Origin of the sequence: Trinickia violacea (assembly GCF_005280735.1) — a bacterium.
Taxonomy (GTDB): domain Bacteria; phylum Pseudomonadota; class Gammaproteobacteria; order Burkholderiales; family Burkholderiaceae; genus Trinickia_A; species Trinickia_A violacea.
In genome coordinates this window covers 229,005-253,207 of record NZ_CP040077.1, presented here as the reverse complement: position 1 = coordinate 253,207, position 24,203 = coordinate 229,005, and the positions used below count along the sequence as shown (strand labels likewise).

Here is a 24,203-nt window from a genome sequence, read left to right as displayed (position 1 = left end):
TCAGGTTTCGGCTTGCGTGTCGCACCCACCTCTATCGAAGCCGCGCGCGTGCAGATCGATACGATGCGGTCCTCAGCTGACTCGCTCCAGCAGCCGCGCCGCCGCGCGACCCGACATCACGACAATCAGTTTCATCGTCGCCCGTGTCGCGCCCACAAAGAGGCGCCGCAATATTGCCTCATCAAATTGCTCGAAATCCACTTCGGTCAGGATGACACAGGGCGCGCTTTGCCCCTTGAAGCGATATACGGATTCGAACGTGATATCGCCGTCACGATAAACTGGTTCGCCGCTCGCGTCATAGGCGCCCGCGAAGCTGCGCAGGGCGTACGACCCTAGTCGGTCCAGCACCGAAAACAGCGACTTTTCACGGCCATTGAACGTCAGGAGTGCAATTTCTGTGGATTGAAAGCCCGCAGCAATCGCCTGTGCCACTGCTTCTTTCGTTGCCTGCGCTGCGCTGTTGCCCTCATAGGTGATCATGCCAATATCCGACGCGTCGTACGGTCCAGCCGCGTCGATTTTCATCGGCGTGCCTGCGAGCATTCCAATGAAACGAACCACGTCGCGAGGACTTCTGTAATTTGACATTGCCCGCACTTCCACCCAGTCCGGAAGCTCGACGCTCTTGCGCATGTACAGATTCTGCATCGGGTCTTCCAGCCACCAGAATCGACCGTGCTCTCGCAACAGTCGTTCGATCGGCGACACCCATTCCTGGCGGAAGTCCTGCCCTTCGTCGACGACGATCGTATCGAACCGATCCGTATCGCCAGGCTGCCACTCGAGCAACGCGTGTTCAAGCGTATCGAATGCGCTGGGATCGGCGAAATCAATCGCGTCGCCCGTACGCGTCGCTACGTGCTGGCAGAGCTGGTGATACGTGAATACCGTCGAATCAGCCGGCGCGATGCGTCGAAGGTGATCGGCGAGCGGCCGGTTGTAGCACAAATACAATGCTCGTTGCCCGGCTTTGACGGCGTCATCCAGAACCCGGATCGCAAGCTGTGTCTTGCCCGAACCTGCCGTTCCAATCACCCGCAACCTGAACGGCTTGAACTCGATGGAACGCGCCCAGGTCGCAAGCCCCCCAGATACCCGCGTCACGAATTTCGATACTTCTCCGATCATCGCCCTAACGTCGGGGGTAAGCGAAAGCTCATCAGCGAGAAAAGCGTGAATGCGATCGAGACAAGGCAGCGGCGGCTCGTCAGGGGGCAAGATCGCCTCGATAATCGAGACTAGATTCCCACAGCGCGTCGCGTCAACGATCCTCGCCGGATTGACGCCAGATATGGCCGGAAATTTCACCCGATAGTCGGGACAGTACAACATCTCCTCGAGCTTGTAGTTCTGTGCACCAAATGCCGCCTTGAAGCGGCCCTGCATCCCGCCAATCGTCCTTGCGATTTGAGCTGAAACACTCTTGGTCTTGCCTAAATAGACTTTCGTTAGACCATCGGGCGTCTCTTCCAGCCCCCCCGATTTCTGTTCGATGACGAGCGCGCGCCCCGACGGACTGATCACTACGAAATCGGCTTCGCCGAAAATCGAAAACCCTTTGTTCAATTGCGTCCAATGAACGCCGTGGTACACGACGTACGTGTCGGGCAGCCCCCCTTGCAAGAGCTTGAGCGTCTCGATCTCCCGCTGGGCAGACGCGCTTACCAGTTGATCGTTCCATCCGCTTGGGAATATCTGAGCCATTCGAAGTCAACTATTTGCTGTAAGTCTTGGCAAGCGAGTGCGCTTCCTCGGTAAGCTCCGCGCGAAGGTTCGCGGGTCCCAGCACCTCCACGTTTGGCCCAAAGGAGCGCAACCACCAGCGCAGTCTCTGGCTGAGCATAACGGTCCCTTGCACGTAGAGCGCATCATCTTTGCGTGTGCTCTTTTGATCCGTCGACATTGGTGCTTCGAGCAAATGATCGCCAGCACCTTCGATGAATTTCAGCTTGAGCGGCACCTCCTTCTCGACCATAAAATCGAACCGACGTTGCTGCTTGACGTACGCGTCAAGCGAGAACGACGAAGGATAGACGAATGACTCGAGCATCGCTTCGGCGCTCCAAAGGCGGTCCATACGGTACATTGTCGGATCGGGCTTGCCTTCAGTGCCCCCTACCAGATAGACCAGGCCACCGACTTCGACTAGCCCGAGAGGCAGAATGACCCTCGAACGATCGTTGTCGGCGTTGTTCCGGGGCCTGTACACAATCTCGAGCTTGCGCTCTTCGAAAAGCGCTCTCGATACGGTTGCGAACAGATCACGATCGATGATCGGGTAGAGTAGTGTGAAGCCACCTCCCTCCACTGCAACCTTGCTCGCCCAGCGAGAGTATTTCCGCTCCGTTTCGTTGTTTATCTTTTGAAGGCGCGCTTCTGCAATATCAAACATTGCGGAGAGTGACTCGGCCACCAGCTCCGGAATCTGGCGCGACGAAAAACGTCTTAGCGTCTGCAGTGCGAGGGCTTCGTCGAAAGTCATCATGGACCCCGCCTTGGCCGCCATGCCGCTTGCGCCTGCCCTCCTTCGCCACACCGACGCTGTTCCGCGGTGATCCATCTCGACGAGTCCTTCCTGCTCAAGCTTCTCAAGATGGCGGTAAACCGTCTTTGATGAAGGCGTGTCGAGCACTGTCTTTAGCAGACGTCGGTGAATCTCCGGGGTGCTAATGTACTCGCCTTGCGTGCCCCCATCGGGAAGCACGCGCATGATTTCGCGGTCGATCTCAGACATTGAATGAAAATTCCCGTTTTGTGGAAAATCGCTAATTTATCGGCAGTTTTTAAAGGCTTCTTTAATCGAGGTCTATCGCTACGGGCCCATTAGCTGACACTCAGGCTTTGCGCATTACCTCATCGATCGCACTCAGTATTTGGAGCGCCGAGCCTCGAATACCGACGCCGTCTCCCACTACCGCACATTCCGAGAGGTTGATACGAATCAGCGCCCCGCGAACGGACTCAGAAAACATACGCACGCTCAGCACCACAGTTCCTGCGCCCAGCTCTATCACCACTGGTTTGGCGACTGTGCCGAGCCAGGTACGCAGGCGTTCCCACTGCAGCGACGTTCTTGTACCGATCCAAGACGTGTCATCAAACATCAAAAAGTTCGGACGCGCGAGACGGCCACAATGCTGGCAGCGCGGCAAATCGGAAGGCGTAAGGGTATCGATATCAACGCCATCCATGACGCTGCCCGACACCCAGATTGCGTCGCTGCACGGTTCGGCACATTGCATGAAGTTGATCGTACCGTGACATTCGACAATTCGCGCTTCGTCGAAGCCGGCCGCCTGAAAGTGACCATCGACGTTGCTCGTGAAAACGAATGCGCCGCGGCTCGCGCGCTCTGCCCAACGCCGGAGCATCGCGTAGCCGGCGTGCGGTGCGACCTGTCGACATACCTGCAGCGCGCGTCCGTAGAAGCGCCATGCGTCAACAGGTTTGTCTATGAAGCATTCACCCTGTGTCAGAGAACCAACATCCCACTCGGTCATGCCGGCAGGCAGAAGCGACGTCCACAGGCCGCCGGTGCCGCGAAAGTCCGGCAGACCGGAATCCACACTCATGCCCGCACCGGCCGCAATTACAATACCGTCGGCGCTACGGACCCAATCTGCCGCACGCCTAATTTCGGGGTTATCGTTCATTGTCGTTGCTCTCCGTGCATTCAGAAATCTTCGGCCCAACGCTCCCAAAAGCCCGGCTCGTCGTGGTGAGCATTTTCTTGGGCGTATTCAAGGCCGATTACTAGGAAGCGCATATGGGGCAGACGCAACGAACCGTCCGGATATTCGAGGAACGCTTCGAGTTCGCGATACAACGAATCGCCGCGATCGAATGGAGCATCGATGTAGATCGACCCGCGATAGCTTCGCATGACTCGTTCATCTGCGACTTCTCCGCAGGGTTCCCAGGCGTAACCGTGCGCGTCAAGCCACGCGATGATGGTCGCTCTCGCGGGATGGTCGACCCAGCGGTAGGGCGAACGCTCACCCGACGGGTCGTCGAAGAACGTCACGAACAGTGCGTCGCGCTGCTTTCGACGCGCGATGGCGTCGATATGTTCGATCATTTGGGGCATGGCCGCGTTGAGGGAATGGATGGACCACGATTCCGTCAGACGGAACGGACGTTTTCTGTCCCGGCATCGCTCAAACGATTAGCGTGGGTCCGTGTCGCGACCATCCCGGTCGATGCCAAGCCGATCACGAAAATCGCTGAAATCATCGCCAAAGAACCTGTGGAAAAGTGCTGTAGGGTTGTCGTTGTCATCCAGCAAGCCGAAATGCCTGCCGACGCTTCGGCCAACCGATAACAGCGTGCTCGCTGATTTCTCTGTCCCGGCAAACGCTTTTTTGGTGAGGCGATTCTTGCGTGCAGCGGGCGTCGCTTCAATTTGCTGGCAGTAGCCGGCCAGCCCCGCACAGACCAGGCAGACTTTTTCACGCTCGTCCCCGGCAATAAATTCCCGCTCACCATTGTTCGCCGCGTACAGTCCATCTTCACCACCTTGTTCGATCAGCCGAATCTCATCCGGTGAACGGTCGAAGAGGTTGAACTCGCGCTCCCGAAATGGATAGGTATAGCTCCGAAAATTCCTCTTGAGGCCGAGACAGCGCTCCTCCTCCGGAAGCGTCCGTAGCCAGTTCGCAAAACCATCGGCACCCGGATCGGCCGGCAATGTCTCACGATATTCGTTATACACGCTCAGCACGGTGCTAAACGGATGGCTTGTGGGCACCCAGTTTCCACCTCCCTCGGGATCCAGTGGTGGACCGTCGACATCCTTGGCAACCGGAGCCACGCGATCGCCGATCAGGCATCGAAGGTCATATCCGAGCATAAATAGCGCCGCTTCGAATGCGTGGCACCGTGCAGCGATATGGCTCACGGCTTCGCCAGCGCGCTCACTTACGAACAATGTCGTCTCCTCAAGCACTGCGCGAATGATCCAGCCCGCGCGCAATTGCCAGCGCGCCCAGTCCTCCCGGGCAACTTCATTCGTGTAGAACTGCGGCGCGGGGGCAAAGCCGAAGTCGCCGGGGTCGCGAATCTGGAGTCCGCGCGCCTGCCCGGACGGGAAACTAAGCCGGCCATGTCGAATGCCGTCGCGCTCGGCGTCGCGCCGAAACAATTCATAGAGCATCGCCAATGCCGCGCCGACTCGACTGTCATAAATCGGTGAGCCCGTCACGTCGAGCAGCGCATGGACCTTGGTCAGCCCCGCATCGAAGCGCTGCACGTTGCCTGCATGCAATGCGTCGAGCCGATGCTGACCATCAAGTGTGAACAGCGACGCAAGCTCCCCCAAATATCTGCAAAGCGCATTCTGCCGGACCTTCGATTCGATGAACGGAATCGCCCCACGCACACCACCCCAGCGCAGCACTTCGCGCGCCGCCGCGCCTGCGGCCTGTTCGTCGCCGCTTGCCACGCTAGCACGCAGCCAGGCGCTCAATTGTTCAAGCGACATCCGCGTGCTCTCCCAATTGTCGGACTCGATCGCTTGACCAGTTCTCCGATCGATCCAGCTTGTCCTCCAGCAGTAGTGCGAGTGGACTGATTCGATGCCTTCCACCTGTACGTCGATTCCGTCGGGAACGAACTTGCTACGCAAAAAACGCAGCGAAACTGGCAGCGTCGGCAAACGATCTACTAGCCATGCAATAAAGCCCGTCACGTGGGACTGAGCGAGAAACGCCTTCCGGTCCATCAATCGAGCTCCCTTTTCCATAGGTTCAAAACGTTCACTGCGACTCGAAGCCGGCCGACAGGCCACTTGCCCGCAGCACGCGCGCCTTTACGGCCTGTTCGACGATCGACTTGCCACCAACGCTGGCGATAGTCAGAAAGCTGCGCGCCCGGGTAATGCCCGTGTAGACAAGCTCACGCGTGAGCACGGGACTGAGCGAGTCAGGCAACACCAGAGCGGCGTGCGTGAACTCCGAGCCTTGCGACTTGTGCACCGTCAGCGCGAAGACAGTTTCAACAGCTTGCAGACGGCTAGGCAGCACCCACTTGATCCGGTGTGACCCATCACCCGCTGCAAAAGCGACGCGCAGACTCCAGCTGCCGTTTGCCGCAGGCAGCTCAAGAGTGATGCCGATGTCGCCGTTCATGAGCCCGAGTTCGTAGTCGTTACGCGTGACGAGAACCGGGCGCCCGAGATACCACTCGCCCGTCGCGTTAATCAGACGCTCCTCCTGAAGCAGACGCGCGATGCGCCGATTCAATCCTTCAACGCCCCACGCGCCACGCCGGAGCGCGCATAACAGCTGGAACTTGCCATGCGCGCCCAGCACGACCCTCGCCCACGCATCGAACGCTTCTTGATTTGCGTCGTGCGACGGATGTTTGTCACGCAGCGTTTTCAGATAGTGCCGATAGCCTTGCCGCACACTCTCGGAAGGGCCGCGAACGTTCACGGCATCGCGCACCACGCCGTCGACGATGAGTGCCTTAAGCACCGTATCGTTCTTCTCCGAGCACTCGAGCAGCGCGAGATCGGCATAGCCATGCGCCCATACGTCGGCGACGTCTTTCGGCTCGCCTTTGTTGACTGCTTCAGCCAGTTTGCCAATCCCGCTGTCCGCAGAGAAACGATGGCTATGCCGCAGCATCACAATCGCCTGATCGAGCGCGCTTCCGGTCGCATCGATGAGCGTCGGATCGATCTGCTCGCCCGTTGTCTGCTGCAGCCAAGCCTGCGTCTCCGGCATGTAGTTCCCCTTACTCGCGCGCTGACACAACTCGCCAAGCACGGCGCCCGCTTCCACCGACGCGAGCTGGTCCTTGTCACCGAGCAGAATCAGGCGAGCGCGCTCCGGCAGCGCATCGAGCACCGCGTTCATCATCTCCAGATCGACCATCGACGCTTCGTCAATGACGAGCACGTCGAGCGACAGCGGGTTGCCTGCGTGATGTCTGAAGCGCCGTGAGTCCGGGCGCGTGCCGAGCAGACGATGCAGCGTCGTAACGACCACCGGAATCGCGGCGCGTATCGCCTCGGCTTGAGCGAAAGCATCGAGCGGTAGACGCGCGACAGCACCCGCAATCGACTCGTTGAGGCGCGCGGCGGCCTTACCAGTGGGCGCCGCGAGGCGAATGCGCAGCGGGCGTCCATCCTTGCTGGTCTCGAGTGCCAGTGATTGCAGCAACGCAAGCAGCTTTACGACGGTCGTCGTCTTGCCAGTGCCGGGGCCGCCTGTGATTATGCTAAACGCACTGCGCACCGCCAGCGCGCAAGCGAGCTTCTGCCAGTCGGGCTTCGCATCGGCATCCGTCGCGCGCGGCGGGAAAAGCGTGTCGAGCGCTTGACTCAATCCACCGCCTTGCAACGCGCTTTCAAGTTTCACCGACGCTTCGAGGCGCCGACCAATCTCGCGGCATACGTTCTGTTCGTATTGCCAGTAGCGCCGCAAATAGAGCCGAGTGCCGGTCAGCACCAGCGGCGTCTCACCTGGCCCGTCGCCAACGATCTCCTGATGAGTGAGCGCCGCCTGCCAGCGCTCCAGCGTGACGTCCGCGAGCACTTGCGACGGCAGCGCGACCATGACATCGAGGTCATCGACTTCCTGCACGGCAAGCCCATCGGGTGGCAGCGACAGCACGACGGAGGGATTGGCGAGCGTCGCGGCAAGATCGAGGCAGACATGGCCGCGACCCAACTGATGGCTTGCAAGGGCTGCGGCGAGGATTAGCAGCTCGTGTGCATCCGGCACCTCGCGCGCGATAAATCCGGCGAACGCGGCATCGATTTCGCGCAACCATCCGCGTTCTACCCAGCCCGCGAGTAGCCTCGTGATCTGCCCAAAGCTTCCCGGGCCGTGGGGCACGGCGACGGACGTATCCGAAAGGGTTGCCATCACGCTTCCTCCATATCAGCTAGCTGGGCGTCGGTGTCGCCCGCAAATAGTGCGTCCAGCCGTTCGATCAGTTCACGTGGCGGCCGCTCGGCGTACACGCCCTGCGTCGATGCATTCAGTCCCCGCAGGAACAGATAGACCGCGCCGCCGATGTGCTTGTCGTAGTCGTAGTCGGGCTGTCGCGCCTTGAGAAGCCTGTGCAGCGCGAGCAGATACAGCACGTACTGCAGGTCATAGCGCGACCGAAGAATTTGCGCGCACATCGCCTCCGCGGTATACGCCTCGTCATCGGACCCGAGCCAGTTTGACTTGTAGTCTGCGACGTAATAGCGGCCCTCGTGTTCAAACACGAGGTCCATAAAGCCTTTCAGCATGCCGTTCAGCTGCGCCGATTCGAGCGCCGGGCGCTCTGCCCGGGCGAGCGTGTACTCGCGCACCAGCTGGTCAATCGCTGCCGTATCGACGCGATGCACCGCAAGCCAGAACTCCATCTCGGCGATCGAGGTCCGTAGCTCGGACAGCTTGATCGACGTAGCCCTGATGCCGTGCCCCTCGTTCAGCACCAGCGGCGTCGATACGATCTGCTGGACCCATTCGGTCAACGGCGTGATCCAGCGCTCCCAGCCGCGAACACTGCAACGACGCGCGATCGCTTCGCGCAGCGACTGGGCGTCGGTGGCGACTTGGTCGAACCCTTGTTTCGCGGCCCATTCGAGCATATCGTGAAGGAAGCTGCCCTGGTCCGAACCGCGCGGAAAATCGTGCAGTGCGCGGGCGTTCGACTGCATCGCGGGAGCCCGGCGTGCTGGTTCCGCAAACAAGGCGGCCTTCTCATCATCGATCTCGATTTCGGCGTCCCGCGCCTCGATGAACCCGTCTTCACTCGACGTGTCCGGCGCGGCATGCTGGCCGCCGCCGATCGTCTTCATGCTTGAATAGCTGGCCACCCACCATGGTTCGCGCACCACGCAATCCGACTCACGTGCCTTTCCGTGGCGGAACTCCGCTCCTTGCTGTGCAAGCCGTTCATCGCCAGATTCCGGTGCTGGCATCACCGCGATGTTTGCCGATGCGCCGAGCCCCTTTTCCAGGCAGCGCTCCAACTCGCCGGCTACAACGGGCTGCCTGCCGCTGAGCAGATAGCCGATCGCGCTGCGCTCAAGGTCCTTGAGCGGCGCTATGCCGATCCACGTAGCGTAACGGGCGCGCGTCAACGCCACGTAGAGCTTGCGCAGGTCTTCGCCGAGGCGTTCGTTGTCGACCTTTTGCAGCACGCCGTCTGCATCGGCAAGCGCGACGTGTAGCATGCGGTCCGCATCGTGCCATTTGAGTGGCAGGTCTTTCGCTTCAGCTGGACGATGCGCGCACACAAACGGAAGAAACACGAGCGGATATTCGAGACCCTTCGACTTGTGAATCGTCACAACCTTGACGAGGTCGCCGTCACTTTCCAGCCGGATCTGACGCACGTCGCCGCCGCCGTTGCCGTCTTCCGACGCTTCGCGCTGTTCGACGAGATAGCGGATCAAGCCATGCTCGCCTTCAATCATCGTGCTCGCCTGCTGCAGCAACTCGGCCAGGTGCAACACATCGGTCAGGATCCGCTCGCCACCTTGCACGCTTTGCGCGCCGTCCGCGTGCAGGCCGAGGAGCCGCGCGGGAACGCGAAAATCGTTCAAGAGACGACGCAGCATCGGAAGCACGCCCTGACGGCGCCAGCATTCGCGATAGCCGCGGAATTGCAACACGCACGCTTCCCACGCCATTTCGTTGCTATACAGCGCGTCGAGCTCAGTCCAGCCAAGGCCGAGCGTCGAAGTCGCGAGCGCGGTGCGCACGAGCCGCCCATCATTCGGATCCGCGCAGGCGGCGAGCCAGTGCTGCAGCTCGGCGGCCTGCGCGCTTTGAAACACCGAGTCCTTGTCAGATAGATAGACAGTGCGCACGTTGCGCGCCGCAAGCGCCTTGCGAATCGCGTCGGCCTCCTGGCGATTGTTGACTAGCACGGCCATGTCGGCGGGACGGAGCGGCCGCTGGCCGTCGTCGCCGACAAACCCGGCGGTACCGCGTTGCCCGAGGTTCAGCAGGCGCACCATCTCGGTCGCGCAGCTCGCTGCCATCTGCTCGATATATGCGGTCTTGGCGAGCGGCTTGTTGTCGTCGCCGGGCGGCAGCCACCATGCCGTCAGCGCGCGCAGCGGTACGCCGTCGACGACGAACGCATCGTCACGACCTTGTGCGCTTACATTGATGAACGGCACAGGATTGCCGTCGCCGCTGCGAAAGAGGAATGCGCCGTCGCCTTCGTTACGCTGCTCGGCGACATTGAAGCAATGGTTTGTCGCTTCGACCATCGCGTGGGTCGAACGGAAGTTCTTCGCCAACGTGTAAAGCTGCGTGCCGCACGAGCGCCGCGCGGCGAGGTAGGTATAGATGTCCGCGCCGCGGAACGCGTAGATCGCCTGCTTGGGATCGCCGATCAGGATGAGTGCGCTCTTCTCATGCTCATCGGCAAGACGATACACGGCGTTGAAAATGCGGTACTGGACGGGGTCCGTGTCCTGAAACTCGTCGATCAGCGCGACCGGAAACTGGCTGCGGATGATATCGGCAAGTCGCTCGCCGTTCGGGCCATGCAGCGCGGCGTCGAGACGCGTCAGAAGATCGTCGAAACCCATCTGCGCGCGGCGCGCCTGCTCCGCGGAGAAGCGCTCGGCCACCCATCGGGCAGCGTGCGATAGGACATCGCCGTGGGCCGTCGGCAGCGCGGCGAGTTCCGTGCGCAACGTCATGAGCGCGTCGAAGCCGGGATGCGCGGGGGGCGTGCCGTGCTGGCAGTACTGCGCCAGTTCCGCCGGTGTTAGTCGTCCCCATGCGGTTGGGGTCAGGGATGGCTCGATTTTCAGAGGATCATTGGCCCATGCGCTCAGCTCTTTCAGCCAGCGGTCGCAGTTGGCCTGCCCGACATGTGCTCCAACGTACTGCCCAGCGGCCCGCGCCTCGTCCAGCAATTCCTTCATTTCGACGGGCCATACCTGCCACCGCGCCTTGATTTCGGCGAGGCCCCGGGCATGTTTGTCGCGCGCCTCTTCCAACGCAGCAGTAGGTGCCGATGCGTCCGAAAGCAGAGGCGCGACAGCAATCAGATTGCGCAGCTTCTTCTGCAAGTCTCGCGGGCCGGACACCCTCTCGGCAATCGTTGCGGCGTCCGCGGCGCCGAGCGGCGCCATAAACGTGCGCCAGTAGTCACGCACGACTTCGGCCAGCAGCTCGCTCTGGTCGGTTTCGAGCGTCTGAGTGAACAGGCTGTCGCTATCGAATGCATGTTCGCGCAGCATGCGGTTACACCAGCCGTGAATCGTCGATACAGCCGCTTCATCCATCCATTCGGCCGCGAGTTGCAGCCTTCGCGCACATGCGGGCCACTCGTGCGGCGGGTATTCGCCTCGCAGAGCGTGCAATAGGTCCACCTCGCCCGGCGCAAGAGGCTCCACGGCGTCCGGCTCGACCTGAAAATACGCTGCTGCTTCGGTGAGTCGCGCCCGGATACGATCGCGCAGCTCCTTGGTAGCGGCATCGGTGAAGGTCACGACGAGAATCTCAGGCGGTGTCAAAGGACGCATGCCGTCATTCGACGGGTCGTGGCCCAACACCAGCCGCACATACAGCATCGCAATCGTGAAGGTCTTGCCGGTGCCCGCGCTGGCTTCGATCAGGCTGCGGCCGGACAGCAAAAAGCGGAGCGGGTCGAGCGGCTGCGGTGTGTGCATCGCGTTCACTGGGGACGTCGGCGAATTCATTCGTTGACTCCTGCCGCGTTGGCCGCGGCCCTATCGTTCTTCTTGACTGCGCTGACCAGTGGCCCGAGCAGCAGCACGGCGAGCAAAGCGAACTCGCCGCTGGCGGACAAAGCGTTGAAGTCGGGATACGCGCGCCGCAAGCTCGCGCTCTTCTGAACCTCGCCCCTGCTGAAGCCACCCTCGTACTTCGAACGTGCTGCGCTCGCGGCCTCTTCTAGCGCCTGCTCGGACTTCGCGCCATTGCCATCCGCGGCACCGCTCTTGAACAGCCACTCGTATGCCGACTCCAAGGCTAGCGGTAGCGGTCTGCGCATGCCGTCTTCGCACGCGCGCAGCAACGTAGCGAGTTGCGCCTCGGCCTCGCCATCCTTTAGCGGCTTCAACTCGACGGTCCCCTTCTTGCTGACGATCACCGTCGTCACTGACCGACCTGCGAGATTCGCCGCCAGATGCTGGACCCAAGGACCGACCAGCTTGGGATAGCGATACGCCCTCCCCTCAACGAGTGCGCTCGTTTCCAGCACGACGCGCGACTGATTGCCATCGGCATCGGCGCGCCATTGACCGAGCCAATCGGCCAACGCCAGCGGCTGATGCTGGCCAGCGGTCTGAAAACGGATCTCCTGTTCGCGCTCGATTGCAACAGGCCAACGCGCGAGTTGCTGCCGGTAGTCTTCGAACAGTTTGTCCATCGGCTCGAGCAGCCTTTCGCTCGCGAGGTCCCCGAAACCACCTGTCGCCACATCTCCCCGGCGACGGATGACGGCCATTCGCGCTTCACGCGCGGCGACTATTGCCGCTTCGTCGTGCACTTGCGCGGCCTGCGCATGGATCAGCTCGTCTTGCAACTTCCAGTTTTCAAGCGCATCGAGCTCGAACGGCTCCTGATCGTCGCTCGCGGCTTCCTCCGCGTCGAGCGCGACGCGCAGACGCTGGCTGAAGAACGCCTTGACCGGGTTCTTCAGGAAATCCGTGAGTTCTCGAAGCGTCAGTGGCTCCTCGCGCACGACGGCCGACAGCGGTGCGTCCACCGAGGGCGCGCGCTCCCTCGCCGCCGGCGGTACGGTGCGCCACTCGGCCGCATAGGTGAAGAGCAGCGACGCATTGGCATCGACGGGGAAATACTCGGCACTGAACGGCTGCAGGCGATGCTCGACGGTCAAGGCCTCGAGTAGCGCATGACGGTCGACCTCGGTTGCGCCCGCGAGCCGCCAGCCGGCGGCCAGGTGGTCGCGAAGCTGACCAATCAGCACGGAGGGCGGACGTTCGCTGTTGTCGTTGATACTGCGCCCGACCCACGACACATGAAGATGATCGCGCGCCGACAGTACGGCTTCGAGCAGAAGGTAACGATCGTCCTCGCGACGTGAGCGATCGCCCGGCCGGTAGTGGCGGCGCATCAGATCGAAATCCATTGGCACGCGCGTACGCGGATAGTCACCGTCGTTCATTCCAAGCAGGTACACGCGACGGAAGGGAATTGCGCGCATTGGCATCAGCGTCGCGAACGTGACCGCGCCCGCGAAGAAGCGTTGCGAGAGCCCACCTTCGTCGAGCTGGGTCAGCCAATAATCACCGACGACTGACAGCGGCAAAGTGTCTGTCAAGCCCGCCTCGTTACACGCGTCGAGCCAAGTGTGCAGCACGTTGTCGAGGCGGGCGAGCGTGTAGGCATCGTCGGCGTCGTCGCTACTGAAGAAGGCATTCTTCAGTGCGCGCAGACGCTCACACCACTCAGGGACTGTCGCGGGCTCGCGCAGCGTACGCCACGCGTTGTCGAGTTCATCGATCAGCTTGATGAGAGGCCCGAGCAACGCGGCATCGAGTCCGCCCACTTCGCCGAACGGCTCGACGTCGCGCCATGCGCCCGCATCGCTGCCGACAGCGTAACCAAGCAGCATCCGTCGCAGGCCGAACGCCCACGTGTGCGGCGCAGCTGCGTCTTCATCGAGTGGCAACCCGACGCTTGCGCGCTGCTCCGCGTGCAGCCCCCATCGGATGTTCGCGCCCCGAATCCACCCGCGCAGCTTCAGCAGGTCGCCTTCGTCGATGCCAAAACGCTTGCGCAGCGCGGGTACGTCGAGCAGGTCGAGCAGATCACTGATGGTCAGACGCGAATGCGGCAAGCCCAGCAGCGTCTCGATCGCGCCGACGAGCGGATCGGCCTTGCGCTGGCCGCGGTCGGCGACGCTATATGGGATGTGGCGCGGATCGTCCCGGTCGAGTAGCCCGAAGACGGCCTGGATATTCGGCGCGTAGGCCTCGATGTCCGGCACCATCACGATAATGTCGCGCGGCCGCAGGCTCGGGTCCGCGTTGAACGCCGCGAGCAACTGATCGTGCAGGATCTCCACTTCACGCTGCGCACTGTGCGCAACATGAAAACGAATCGAACCATCGCACGCCGGATCGACGGCAGGCCATTCGACTCGTGTCTCGCGCAGCGGACGCAGATCGCGGATGTCGTCCTGCAATTGCTGCAGAAGTGTGGGCGCGTCGCGTTCCTCGAACAGATCGATACGCTGACCAATGCCCGCAAACTGCGGGCGGTAGCGCTCGCGCGCTTCGGCACTGTCGAACTCGTCGAGCAGGCCGATGAAGTCGCGCCCCTGCTTGCCCCACGACGCAAGCAACGGATGCGCGTGCAGATGCAGCTCGTCGGCGTGCAGCTCAGCAGGTGAGCCTTCTCGCCGCCGCTGGCGCGAATGTTCAGCGCGCAGAAGTTCCTTGTCAGGGACGATGTCGGCCCAGTAGTGCGCGCACGGATTCGGCACGCACATCAGCACCTGAGTCCAGCGTGCAAGCGCAGCCAACGCCTCCAGCGACTGACGCGGCAGGCTCGATATACCGAACACGATGATTCGCCGCGGTAGTCCCGCTGGCCGTTCGTCGCTCTGCCATGCGTTGACCCGTCGCAAGAACGCGTCGTGTACCGCGGCACGGCCGCCATTTGACAAGATTTCCTGCGACGCGTCGCCAATCCTCGAGTTCGCCACGTCGGTGACCAGTTCGCGCCAGAGAGCCGCCTGCCAGCACTGTTCGTCGGGCAACGCATGACGTTCGCCGCGCGCGTCAAGCACAACGTCGTCGCCCTGCGCCCAGCTTGCCAGCCAGTCGGCGCGATACATCTGGTACTGATCGAACAGATCGGCTATGCGCTCCGCAAGCTGAAAACGCTTGCGACGGTCGTCGTCGTTACTGATGAAGCGCCTGAGCGGTTCGAACACCGGCCGATCGACCACTGCAGGCAAGATCCGCATCAGGCGCCAGACGAGCCGCGACTTGTCAAATGGCGAATCTTCCGCCACCGACGATGCGCCCAGCACCGCCCGATACGCCTGCCAGATGAAGCTCGACGGCAACGAAATTTCGAGCGCGGCGGCGATGCCGCAGCCGCCCTCGCCACTCACGCGATCGCTGTCGGCGGCAAGCGCGAGTTTGAGCCACTGCGCGATGCCGTTGCTCTGTACCAGTATCGTCTCGCTCTCGAGCGGAGCGAGTGGATAACGTTTCATCCATTCAACAAGCAGATCGCGGAGCCGCTCGGATTGATTGCCGTGTATCAGCATCAGCCCCGGAGAAATGGAATTTGAGGTCAAGGAAAGCTCCGTAAGTGCACGCCAAGTGACTCTGCACACGCGGCTAAGGCGTGGCCGAGGTCCGTTCTCGACGTACGCGTCGTTTTGGGTTGAGTCGTGGAACGCACGTCCGCGGATGGCGTCATGGCCGAATTTCGTTCTTGTCGTTGATGTGCGTTTGAGGATGAGTAAGCGCGCGTGCCCCGCTGTGCGCCGTCATTATCGATGAGCGCGTTGCATGTGATCGAGCCCGGTGAGCGTCGCGAGAGCGCTGCCCTGGATACCGATACCGAATGCGGGATCAATCTGCGGTTCGCGCGCATTGATGCGGATGACGCGCGGCCCGTGACGTTCGCTGAAGCGACGCACCGTCGGCAGTGCGGTACCCGCACCGACTTCGACGATCAGGGGTCGCCTCACCGACGCGATCCAGTGCTCAAAACGTGACTCCTGCTGATCCGTCCGCCGGGACAGCCATTCCGCGTCCCAGAACATAAGGATATTGGGGCGCGCGACCCCGCCGCATTCGGGACAGCGAGGCACCGGACCGATGAGACGACATGATTGCTCGTCCACCTGCGGGATGAAATCAGTCGCAGGCCAGATGTGCGAGCCGCACGGCGTACTGCATTGAAGGAAGTGAATCGAGCCGTGGCATTCGGCGACTCGGTCTTCGGCTATGGCTGCGCGCTGGAACTGCCCGTCGACATTGCTCGTGAAGACAAACGCGCCGCGCTCCATGCCGTCCGCCCACCGCTTGAGCACAGCGAACCCTGCGTGAGGTTGAACCTCGCGGTAAAGCTTGAGGCGGTGGCCGTAAAAGCCCCAGGCAAGCGAGGGGTCTTCGTCGAAAGCGGCCGGATTCGCGATCGACTGAAAACTGCGCTGCGCCGCGCCCAGCGCGGGATACGCGCGCCACAAACCTTCATTGCCGCGAAAATCGGGCAGCCCAGAATCCACGCACATTCCCGCGCCCGCGGTCACAAGCAGGCCGTCTGCCTCGCGCAGCCATTCGACAGCCTTCCGCATTGCCTGTTGTTGCTCTTTCGTCACGTTCGAACCCTCGCGTCCCCGTTTGCGGTGCTGCCGCAGACTGCATGGTCCCATCAATGCGTCGCGGTCCGTCGCTACCGCTTCATGTGCGGGAATCTCTTAATCCAGCGCAATGCGGTGTCGAGCAGCATTGCCGGACCGTCAAGCGGACCCGCGACGGTCCGCACCATGTCCTCGCTGCCACACGTCGGGCATGCGCTCGGCAGCACCAATACGTCGCTGCGCTGCTTGTACACACGGTGCCAGCCGCATGAGCGGCATGTCATTTTCATCGGGCGGGCTGGAAATGGCATAGACGCAGCGTTTTAGCAACAAGGGGGCAGCAGTGGCAACGTCTCCGCCTATTCGGCACACACTACTGCGTGTTGCGCGTCGCAACGCACCTTTTCGACGTACTTTCCAAGCGCCCACGTCGACACAATACCTGCGGCAAAGACAATCGCGAATGCTGCGAGACTTTCGAGGGGCGAGTTATTGGTCACCATATCGATCCTTTCGGAGAAGTGCGAATTTAAAAATCGGGGCGACTGGCGTCATGCCCCAGGCCGCTCCAGCTCAATTACGGCACGCCACATGCATTCTTTAATCATTGATGTAAGCGGCATGCCAACGGGCACTCCTTGCATGACAGCGCTATTTGACCGTGCGCCAGATCAAGGCCGAAAGCTGATTGCCAGTGCCCACGATCCGGAAGTTGCTGTCACGCGTCTGATCGAATTTCGGATCGTACTCGCCAACCCGATGGAAATGGGCGTCACGTGCGATCTGCTTGCAGCCCGGTCCATTTTCGATGCTGCCGATGATGTGGTAGTGGTCGTCTCGCAGGTATTCGATTGCCATGGGCGCCCCCTCGTAGCGTTGACTAGTCGTTCGTGTCGTGCATCACAGCCCGGCGCTGCGCCGGCAGATGTCAGAATGGGACTATAGGCTGGAGTCTGGACAATTCGCGTCCCGATGACTTTCATCCCCCAAGCTTGAGATCAGTGCCCAGGGTATCGACCGACAAAAGCCAAAGGCCCCGTTGCGGACCTGTAATCGCTGCCCGTTGCCGAGAACGAAAAAACGCTGGCGTTCAGGTTTCGTCCTGCCCGGCCAGCGGGTCCATTTCCTTCCTCGCGTCGAGCAGGTCCTGGACGATCTCATCAGTCTGCTCAGGGTCGCCACCGAAGGAGAGTTCCCACAGCAGGCCTTGAATGACCTGAGCCAGTGTCGGTCGGGTCACATTGAAGCGGTACAGCGCCTGATTCATGCGTTCGTAACCGCCATCGGATTGCGTGACGGACACCTCGGGATTGACACGCAGTGGCAAATTCAAAAGGTCAGCGACCGGAGAAAACATCACACTCCAATGAATCCGCGCTCCCCGCTTGTACTTGAAGCCGCTGCTCTCTTCGATGTCCTCTTGCAATTCATAGCCGACACCGCGCAGCCACAGCCGATGAGTTCCGTCAAGTTGTCCGCATTCACACGCAACCTGCCAGTCATAAAACAGTTCGAGATATTCAGTGCCATTCGGATCGTATTGGCCGGTGTAGGGTCGCGCATTGCCCTTGCGTGCTTCGTCGAGGTACGCGATCGCGTGCTGTCGCGCGAATACTTCGAGCAACGCGGGGCTTGCGCCCAGCAACAAGAAGACGTCGCGTACATGGATCTCGCCTTCGAATATGATGGGTTCGAGCAGGTAGGAAGCTGCACTTTCGGTTACGTCGATGGCAACGTCATCAGCCTTCTCCGTGTCTTCGTTGAAGACGCTCCTGACGTATTCCAGTCGTCCGCCGGGTTTGAGAAAAAGTTGGTTCATGCGTGCCAGTTTCCTGAATGTCGGACGATGCGGTCCCCATTGTGCGATCCAATTCGGACATTTTGTGTCTCGATTGAATCCTGCCACCACCCGATGCGCGAATTACCCCAGATGCCGGATATTCGCCGCCGTTCCGAAGATCTCCTTGACGATATCGACCATGTGGTCGTGGTGACTAAGAAAGATCACCTGCGTACGCGTTGCGATTTCCGCCAGGACGCGAAGACCGGCACGCGAGCGCTTGTTGTCGAAATAGATGAAAAGATCGTCGGCAACGAACGGCAGCGGAGACGTCTGCTCACAATGCAGTTCCAGTGCGGAAAGCCGAAGTGCCATGTAGAGCTGGTCGCGCGTACCTTCGCTCATGCCTGAAATCTGCACACGTTCACCGTTGGCGCGAACCGCCGATAGGGCCATCGGCTGCCTATCGTAGTCGACCGAGAGACGCGCGAATGCCCCAAGCGTCAGCTCTGAAAAGATCGCACTCGCACGAGAGAAAGCATCGGACCCTGCCGACGTTCGCAGTAACGGCCGAAGGCCCAGCGCAGTAAGGTCGAAGCAGTCTCCACTTTGACAACGCGTTCCGCCGCGTCGGCCATGACAGCGGGCGCCTCCTGTCGCTTTACCTCGGCGATCGCTGCGTTTGCGCCACCCACAATGGTCGCCAGCTGCTGGCGGCCCGCGGCAAGCTCGTTTGCAATCTCGCCACGCGTTGACGGAAGCGGCCCATCTCCTGACACGAGAAGATGCCGGTATTGTGGTCCCGGCAGGTTCCGTCGTGCAGGTCCCCGGCGATAATCACGAAGTCGACGCCAAGGCGTAAAAGGCCTCGCGAGTCAACTTTCGCAGCATCACCGCAGGCGCATCCGGATAGCGGCTCAAGACATGAAGTGGGCTATCCAGACGGATATCCGCTGCGTGAATGAACCGCATGTCGACGCCTCGATATGTCGATTGGCTGCTGCGGTGCAAATGGGGCAACCGAGCGCCAATTCTAAGTGAAACCAATTCGATTCAGCGTCGAGCGAAATCTTCCGCTGGGACAACTTGCGTCCCGATAGAAAAGCCCAGGCCGTATCGCAGAAAACTAAAGCCTTGTCCGGACGCGAAATGTCCCGATTCTGCGGAACAATTCCCCTGTCGCCCGAATTCGGCGAAGAAGGCGACGCTCATCGGGCGGGTCATGGAACATCGAGACTCCGGGAAAGATGACAGCTTTGGGACACTGCAGTCGACGACTTGCCGACATGACCGTATCTGAGCTGGTGGCACTTCGAATGCTGAACAAGAGGCTTTCGCAGGCGGAGCACTGGATTCGCTATCGGACCGCGCGAAGCCTCTTTGACTACCACAGGTCTGGCGGTGCGAATACAGACAACACTGACACGACGACGCAAGAGGATGCTCGTACTGACGTAAGCGTTTTCTGCATTCTTCGTGAATCGCATCATGATTTCGCGTCGGACGAGGACAATGTCATCGCTACGCTCGACGGAGGTCGGCTCTTGCTGACCGACGCTCATGCCGTGCACGGAAGCTGGAATGAAGTACGCGACTTGGAAACTCATCCGCTCGGAGATATGCGGTTTTCTGGTTATTTCACGAACTTTATGCCCATCACCTGAACGGGGAGTGGGGTCGAGTGCTCAATATCGGCGGCATCTGGGTAGAGGTTGCTGTGATACGACAGCAGGAGAAATACTGGCGCCACTAGTTCGGTGGTGTACGGGGCTCCACAGGGGGATTGAATGCCCGTATTTGTGATTGTCGCGCTTATTTTGCTCGCCATCCTGTTCAGAAATACAGGGGTTTTAAGGCACATTGCAGCGAATTTATTGAAAAGCACTCTTGCTGTCGTTGTAGTTATGGCCGCTATCATTTTGGGGGTGATAGCTTTGAGCAGCATTCAGATTCCATGAGCGTAAACGGCGCTCCCTCCAAATTAATGCATTCACTCAGAAAAGTAATAATGGTCCGTCCCACCGGCCAAGCCGTACGGGTGGGTTCACCTCGCAACTTGCCTCTTGTTGCGATAGCATTCAGCTCTTGCCAAGCATCGTCCATTCGGCCTGCGGCTGGCTTTCCAGTCGCGTTCATTCCGGACAAGTTCGAGCGCCGCATCTGTACCTGAACGCCGGCACGCAGTAATCCTGCTACAAAGAGCGCCCGGATGCTAGGCGCGGACGTTGGACGATCTTGCACGAAACGTGGAAGAGGTCTGGACAAGAAAATGCCGGGAGCCTTGCGGGATAAGGACTTCCCGGTCTTCGTTGGACTTGTTAGACCCTTTGATCCTGCACATGCTCATCTAATGCGCCGGCATCAGCTCTCCGGCAAAAGCCCGCCAGCCAGCTCGCGTGGTTGATGTCATGAGCAACGCCAATCCTGTCTTCCCGTCCGCTCGGTTACGTTGCCGAAATCGCCGGACACGTCCTGAAACGGCCGGTCACATTGTGTATTTCCGGACCGCAGCGGCTAGCGTGCCAAGTGCTTGCGTTGCCATCCAATCGGGACACCAGTTGTCTCAATTTCTTTGTACTTTCGACGCGGGTGTCGCCCCTTAAATGGATAGCGTTCACGTTAGTGAACGCCCCGATTGGGACCAGGCGCAGGCTCTCATGGCGACACCCGCCGGCCAAGCGCGAAGCAACGACTCACACAATGTGCGGTGGTGGCGTGGTAAAAGGGAACTACGTCGCGCAGTTTCGGTACAGACTGGAGAACAGGAATGGCGATTGGCAGCGCAGTGCAACGGGGTAGTTTCGTTTACATCTATGACGAAAAGGGACGACAGCTGCGCTCCCTTTCGGCGGGAAATGGCCCGCAGTATGGCCTTAAAGGGTATACGTCCGGCACCGTCAACATTCGTCGGGGTTCGTTCACTTTTACCTACGATGAGAGAGGTCGTCAGAAAAGCAGTACCAGCGCGAAGTAGCTTCCTTCCGCCTGCGGCGCGGTCATCCGGGATCCGGCCGACTGCTCACGAGACCAGGAGGGCCTTGCGGGCAGCATGTGCCTTCCCGGAGGTGCCCGCCCGCAAGCCGGCCCCCCGTTGGGTCGGAATCGGAATCACCTGGATCGCGGGACTTTTGAGGTCGACACCTATGGTGGCGCGACAGGCTCTTCACACGTCTTCAATCTCAAAAGCCAGAAAAAAACAAATATGCGCACATGCGCTCTGATCCTTGACGACAACGCCTCGCCGCGCGGCACGCTGCTCAAGCGTCAGCCCTTGGAGGCCGGCCACTCCGAAAGGTGGCTAGCATCAAAAATTGGGGTTCAGGAATCACGGCGCGCGGACGTAAACGAGTTCGGGTAGCGGCCTTGAATTCGGTTTGAACAGAGAACGACATGATGGACAACTACGGCGAGATGGTTGCAGCCGCACACGAATATTTGGCTGCGAGTGCGAGTGCAATCTTCGAAGAGAAGACGAACACGAGCGCCAACGAGGCGAACGAGCTGCTTTCCGAGGGGATCTTAAACCGGCGGCTCGTGAAACCGGGTCTGGACTGGCGCATCGAACCGATCCACTGAATCACGCAAACCGCAGTGACGCGTTAGCGCCGGAACGCCGTTCACGTCCGTTTCTGACATGTCATTTCTCAGACGAAGATGATCAAGGGTCGACCGCGCTGCTAATGAACGACCCAAGAGCATCTCTCCGCTAGCCAAGGCTGCAACGTATTGCGATGGATAAGTATGGATTAGGTGACTCTTGCAAAAATCGATTTCCATCGGTAATTTTCTATATGCCCGCAGACCGCAGGCGAGCCTTTAAGGAGATGCCCGTGCCCCTTGGTAAGCCGGTGCAAAGTTACACCGCGCCTAGTGCCCATAATTCGCCTGGCGACAAAGCGACAGACTTCGAGCTTTCCGAGCCGAAATACTCTCTCGGTGATATCATTCTCGACACGGAGACGCGCAGCGAGATCAACGCGCTCATTTCTCACAAGAGAGATCACACGCTGGTGTTCGAGAGAATGGGCTTCTCCTCCACCCACAAATATTCAAAGCGTTTTGTCGTGAATTTTTACGGCGAGCCGGGCACGGGGAAAACCATTGCGGCTCATGCCATCGCAAAAGAGTTCCGCAAGAAAATACTGCTTATCGATTACTCTCAAATCGAAAGCAAATATGTCGGGGACACCCCGAAAAATCTCAAGAGGGTTTTTGATTTCGCCAAGCTTGAGAGTTGCGTCATCTTTTTTGATGAAGCCGACGCAATTCTAAGCAAGAGAGTCACAAGCATGCAGAGCTCCACGGATACAAGCGTCAATCAGACCCGCTCCGTCATGCTGAATATTCTCAACGAGTTCGATGGGGATATCATTTTTGCGACCAATTTCATCTCAAACTATGACTCAGCTTTCATGCGAAGAATTTCAAAGCATGTAAAGTTCAACCTGCCTGATTACGCAATCAGAAAAGAGCTCTTCGAAAAATATATCCCAGGGTGCATGTCCGACAATATAGACATCGATGAACTTGCCGGGATTTCCGCAGGGCTAAGTGCTGCCGACATTGAAAACTCCACCCTCATGGCGGCCTTTTCTGCCGCGTCAGAAAGCAGGCTCAGTGTTACCACACATGATATCAATAAGCAGATTTCACTCATTAAAGAGAGCAAGCGGCAAAACGCATCAAACCACACAAATTTAGCCAGTCGACACGTACCTGAAGACTACGTCGAACAACAATTGAGAATTTAGCATGATACCTTTCCTCCTCCTGGGTGGCCTCTTGGCAGGCGCAGTCATCGTTGCCGTTAGCTTTTGGGATCAAATCAAAAAATATCTCCAGCTAGCGGCAGAGAAGGTAAAACAAATCATATCGGCAGCTATTGTTGGCGTAGCCGCCTATGTTCAATCAGGTGACTGGCGAGAGGGAATTAGAGTAGCCTACAAATTTTACTCAAAAGACAAAGCCGGTCAATGGCAAGAGACCGTCACAACCAAAACCATCACCGCGGATGAACTGCCCGAGCACATCCGGAGAAAGCTTGAGCAAACCGAAAAAGAAATTGACATTTCCGAAGAACTTAAGCTGGAGCTAGCATGAAAAGGAATCCAAAGCTACGCGGCATCCCTGTGTTTAATTTCATCCAAGAAGGAGTAGAGGCGGCGGCTGAGGCAAGCGACTTTATTATCCAAAAAGACCAGGGTAGCTTCGAAGACTACATCAATAAAAAGGCCAAGGAACTGGATCACTACATTCTCGCTATTGAGAAGGGAGATGACGTTTCCTATGCGGCAGGCGAAGTCCATCTCGTGCTTGCCGAGAGTGACCAGTTCTATCTGGACGCCGAGTTTTACTTCAAAGACAAGGCTGCCAAATGGGTCAAAAAAGCCGTTCGTGGAAAGGCTATCAATATTGCGTGGGCATTTACTCAAGAGTATCAGCAGGCCATAAAAGAGAAAAAGAAAATCACTTTTGATTACGAAAGGCCCACGCCATGCTAGATTTGATTCTTGTTGTCATTGCCGGCCTCATCGTGGTGGGACTACTCCAGAAGGTGATAAGACATATCCGTATCGTGTTACTTCTCGGGTTTTTAGCGTGGCTGGCGTATGACTACAGAGCGAAATTCTTTTGGTCTGCCGGCATACTCATTTTGGTCCTAATGGCTTTTGGCTGGTACAATGAGCGCAAGGTTTTAAAGGAAATCGATCAGAAAGCTCGGTCCCTCGACGCCAGCGGATTCTCTTCGATTTTCTCGAAGCAATCCACGGAGAGCAAAGAGAAAATTGTGAGTAGTTTTTTGCAGTCAAGTTTGTCGACCGATCGGCTTAGACTAATCGAGCATGTCTTCATTGACGACTTCTTCGACTACGCAAAGAAACAAGGCTCCCAGGATCCCTATGTTTTTGAAAGATCTCTCTTCGATAATTATGCAAACAGGGTATGGCGCAAGAGAGAATTAATGAATTTCAGCCTCGCCTGGATTTCCAGCAATTCATCGAAAATATACCCGGAGTGGCATGTTTCGACCGAAAACCCGATCGATCAGAAGTCCGGCGGGCGGGTTGAACTGATAAGACTAAGCAAATCTCAGTCCGTCTTTGATAACGTGTCGTTTGATCTTGACGATCAGTGA

Annotated in this window: 19 protein-coding genes and 1 pseudogene; 7 read left to right on the top strand and 13 right to left on the bottom strand. The window is 59.1% G+C overall.

The features are described 5' to 3' along the window. Positions 1-72: 72 nt before the first annotated feature. The 13 genes and pseudogenes from FAZ95_RS01100 to FAZ95_RS39830 all read right to left on the bottom strand — a co-directional run. A complete protein-coding gene (locus FAZ95_RS01100; RefSeq protein ID WP_137330740.1) occupies positions 73-1,707 on the bottom strand; it encodes an ATP-binding domain-containing protein in 1,635 nt (544 codons plus the stop codon). A gap of 10 nt (positions 1,708-1,717) precedes the next feature. Next, positions 1,718-2,737 (bottom strand): helix-turn-helix transcriptional regulator, encoded by a 1,020-nt coding sequence (locus FAZ95_RS01095; protein WP_137330739.1) that lies wholly within the window; start codon positions 2,735-2,737, stop codon positions 1,718-1,720. 100 nt (positions 2,738-2,837) lie between these two features. Further along, positions 2,838-3,656: an SIR2 family NAD-dependent protein deacylase gene (locus tag FAZ95_RS01090; RefSeq protein ID WP_137330738.1), complete on the bottom strand. Its 819-nt coding sequence runs from the start codon at positions 3,654-3,656 to the stop codon at positions 2,838-2,840. A gap of 20 nt (positions 3,657-3,676) precedes the next feature. Further along, the gene (locus FAZ95_RS01085) at positions 3,677-4,081 is read right to left on the bottom strand and encodes a hypothetical protein (protein ID WP_254699777.1); all 405 of its coding nucleotides are present in this window, start codon (positions 4,079-4,081) and stop codon (positions 3,677-3,679) included. 87 nt (positions 4,082-4,168) lie between these two features. Beyond that, positions 4,169-5,722, bottom strand: a complete 1,554-nt coding sequence (locus FAZ95_RS01080; protein ID WP_175425489.1) for a hypothetical protein — start codon at positions 5,720-5,722, stop codon at positions 4,169-4,171. Positions 5,723-5,756: 34 nt separating this feature from the next. Next, entirely contained in the window at positions 5,757-7,874 is a 2,118-nt protein-coding gene (gene recD, locus FAZ95_RS01075; RefSeq protein ID WP_137330736.1) for an exodeoxyribonuclease V subunit alpha, read from the bottom strand. Then, positions 7,874-11,674: an exodeoxyribonuclease V subunit beta gene (gene recB, locus FAZ95_RS01070; RefSeq protein ID WP_137330735.1), complete on the bottom strand. Its 3,801-nt coding sequence runs from the start codon at positions 11,672-11,674 to the stop codon at positions 7,874-7,876. Before recB ends, recD begins: the two co-directional genes overlap by 1 nt. Continuing rightward, positions 11,671-15,273, bottom strand: coding sequence for an exodeoxyribonuclease V subunit gamma (gene recC, locus FAZ95_RS01065; protein WP_254699776.1), 3,603 nt, complete (start codon positions 15,271-15,273; stop codon positions 11,671-11,673). Before recC ends, recB begins: the two co-directional genes overlap by 4 nt. 198 nt (positions 15,274-15,471) lie before the next feature. Continuing rightward, positions 15,472-16,281, bottom strand: a complete 810-nt coding sequence (locus FAZ95_RS01060) for an SIR2 family NAD-dependent protein deacylase (RefSeq protein ID WP_137334377.1) — start codon at positions 16,279-16,281, stop codon at positions 15,472-15,474. A gap of 657 nt (positions 16,282-16,938) precedes the next feature. Next, positions 16,939-17,145: a hypothetical protein gene (locus tag FAZ95_RS01055; RefSeq protein WP_137330734.1), complete on the bottom strand. Its 207-nt coding sequence runs from the start codon at positions 17,143-17,145 to the stop codon at positions 16,939-16,941. A gap of 232 nt (positions 17,146-17,377) precedes the next feature. Further along, entirely contained in the window at positions 17,378-18,106 is a 729-nt protein-coding gene (locus tag FAZ95_RS01050; RefSeq protein ID WP_137330733.1) for a hypothetical protein, read from the bottom strand. A 102-nt stretch (positions 18,107-18,208) separates the two neighbouring features. Next, positions 18,209-18,523, bottom strand: coding sequence for an ATP-binding protein (locus tag FAZ95_RS39835; RefSeq protein ID WP_254699775.1), 315 nt, complete (start codon positions 18,521-18,523; stop codon positions 18,209-18,211). A 295-nt stretch (positions 18,524-18,818) separates the two neighbouring features. Next, positions 18,819-19,039: pseudogene (locus FAZ95_RS39830) on the bottom strand (DNA repair exonuclease); the annotation flags it as partial. A gap of 314 nt (positions 19,040-19,353) precedes the next feature. Between FAZ95_RS39830 and FAZ95_RS01035 the strand changes: the two are divergent. The 7 genes from FAZ95_RS01035 to FAZ95_RS01005 all read left to right on the top strand — a co-directional run bounded on the left by FAZ95_RS01035 (position 19,354) and on the right by FAZ95_RS01005 (position 24,203). Further along, the gene (locus FAZ95_RS01035; protein ID WP_137330732.1) at positions 19,354-19,731 is read left to right on the top strand and encodes a hypothetical protein; all 378 of its coding nucleotides are present in this window, start codon (positions 19,354-19,356) and stop codon (positions 19,729-19,731) included. A gap of 123 nt (positions 19,732-19,854) precedes the next feature. Beyond that, positions 19,855-20,025, top strand: coding sequence for a hypothetical protein (locus FAZ95_RS39710; RefSeq protein WP_217497417.1), 171 nt, complete (start codon positions 19,855-19,857; stop codon positions 20,023-20,025). Between the two features lie 1,432 nt (positions 20,026-21,457). Continuing rightward, positions 21,458-21,643, top strand: a complete 186-nt coding sequence (locus FAZ95_RS01025; RefSeq protein WP_137330730.1) for a hypothetical protein — start codon at positions 21,458-21,460, stop codon at positions 21,641-21,643. 254 nt (positions 21,644-21,897) lie between these two features. Then, positions 21,898-22,818, top strand: a complete 921-nt coding sequence (locus FAZ95_RS01020; RefSeq protein ID WP_137330729.1) for an ATP-binding protein — start codon at positions 21,898-21,900, stop codon at positions 22,816-22,818. A 1-nt stretch (position 22,819) separates the two neighbouring features. Next, positions 22,820-23,167 carry a hypothetical protein gene (locus FAZ95_RS01015; RefSeq protein WP_137330728.1) on the top strand — a complete coding sequence of 116 codons (348 nt, stop codon included), beginning with the start codon at positions 22,820-22,822 and terminating at the stop codon, positions 23,165-23,167. Further along, positions 23,164-23,568: a hypothetical protein gene (locus tag FAZ95_RS01010; RefSeq protein WP_137330727.1), complete on the top strand. Its 405-nt coding sequence runs from the start codon at positions 23,164-23,166 to the stop codon at positions 23,566-23,568. Before FAZ95_RS01015 ends, FAZ95_RS01010 begins: the two co-directional genes overlap by 4 nt. Further along, the gene (locus FAZ95_RS01005) at positions 23,562-24,203 is read left to right on the top strand and encodes a hypothetical protein (RefSeq protein WP_137330726.1); all 642 of its coding nucleotides are present in this window, start codon (positions 23,562-23,564) and stop codon (positions 24,201-24,203) included. The genes FAZ95_RS01010 and FAZ95_RS01005 overlap by 7 nt, the downstream gene beginning before the upstream one ends.

What these genes read in the sequence shown, in the direction of transcription:
- FAZ95_RS01100 (WP_137330740.1), bottom strand. Translation starts at nt 1,707, where the DNA reads ATGGCTCAGATATTCCCAAGCGGATGGAACGATCAACTGGTAAGCGCG.
- FAZ95_RS01095 (WP_137330739.1), bottom strand. Translation starts at nt 2,737, where the DNA reads ATGTCTGAGATCGACCGCGAAATCATGCGCGTGCTTCCCGATGGGGGC.
- FAZ95_RS01090 (WP_137330738.1), bottom strand. Translation starts at nt 3,656, where the DNA reads ATGAACGATAACCCCGAAATTAGGCGTGCGGCAGATTGGGTCCGTAGC.
- FAZ95_RS01085 (WP_254699777.1), bottom strand. Translation starts at nt 4,081, where the DNA reads ATGATCGAACATATCGACGCCATCGCGCGTCGAAAGCAGCGCGACGCA.
- FAZ95_RS01080 (WP_175425489.1), bottom strand. Translation starts at nt 5,722, where the DNA reads ATGGACCGGAAGGCGTTTCTCGCTCAGTCCCACGTGACGGGCTTTATT.
- recD (WP_137330736.1), bottom strand. Translation starts at nt 7,874, where the DNA reads ATGGCAACCCTTTCGGATACGTCCGTCGCCGTGCCCCACGGCCCGGGA.
- recB (WP_137330735.1), bottom strand. Translation starts at nt 11,674, where the DNA reads ATGAATTCGCCGACGTCCCCAGTGAACGCGATGCACACACCGCAGCCG.
- FAZ95_RS01060 (WP_137334377.1), bottom strand. Translation starts at nt 16,281, where the DNA reads ATGCGGAAGGCTGTCGAATGGCTGCGCGAGGCAGACGGCCTGCTTGTG.
- FAZ95_RS01055 (WP_137330734.1), bottom strand. Translation starts at nt 17,145, where the DNA reads ATGGCAATCGAATACCTGCGAGACGACCACTACCACATCATCGGCAGC.
- FAZ95_RS01050 (WP_137330733.1), bottom strand. Translation starts at nt 18,106, where the DNA reads ATGAACCAACTTTTTCTCAAACCCGGCGGACGACTGGAATACGTCAGG.
- FAZ95_RS39835 (WP_254699775.1), bottom strand. Translation starts at nt 18,523, where the DNA reads ATGGCCCTATCGGCGGTTCGCGCCAACGGTGAACGTGTGCAGATTTCA.
- FAZ95_RS01035 (WP_137330732.1), top strand. Translation starts at nt 19,354, where the DNA reads ATGACCGTATCTGAGCTGGTGGCACTTCGAATGCTGAACAAGAGGCTT.
- FAZ95_RS39710 (WP_217497417.1), top strand. Translation starts at nt 19,855, where the DNA reads ATGCCCGTATTTGTGATTGTCGCGCTTATTTTGCTCGCCATCCTGTTC.
- FAZ95_RS01025 (WP_137330730.1), top strand. Translation starts at nt 21,458, where the DNA reads ATGATGGACAACTACGGCGAGATGGTTGCAGCCGCACACGAATATTTG.
- FAZ95_RS01015 (WP_137330728.1), top strand. Translation starts at nt 22,820, where the DNA reads ATGATACCTTTCCTCCTCCTGGGTGGCCTCTTGGCAGGCGCAGTCATC.
- FAZ95_RS01010 (WP_137330727.1), top strand. Translation starts at nt 23,164, where the DNA reads ATGAAAAGGAATCCAAAGCTACGCGGCATCCCTGTGTTTAATTTCATC.
- FAZ95_RS01005 (WP_137330726.1), top strand. Translation starts at nt 23,562, where the DNA reads ATGCTAGATTTGATTCTTGTTGTCATTGCCGGCCTCATCGTGGTGGGA.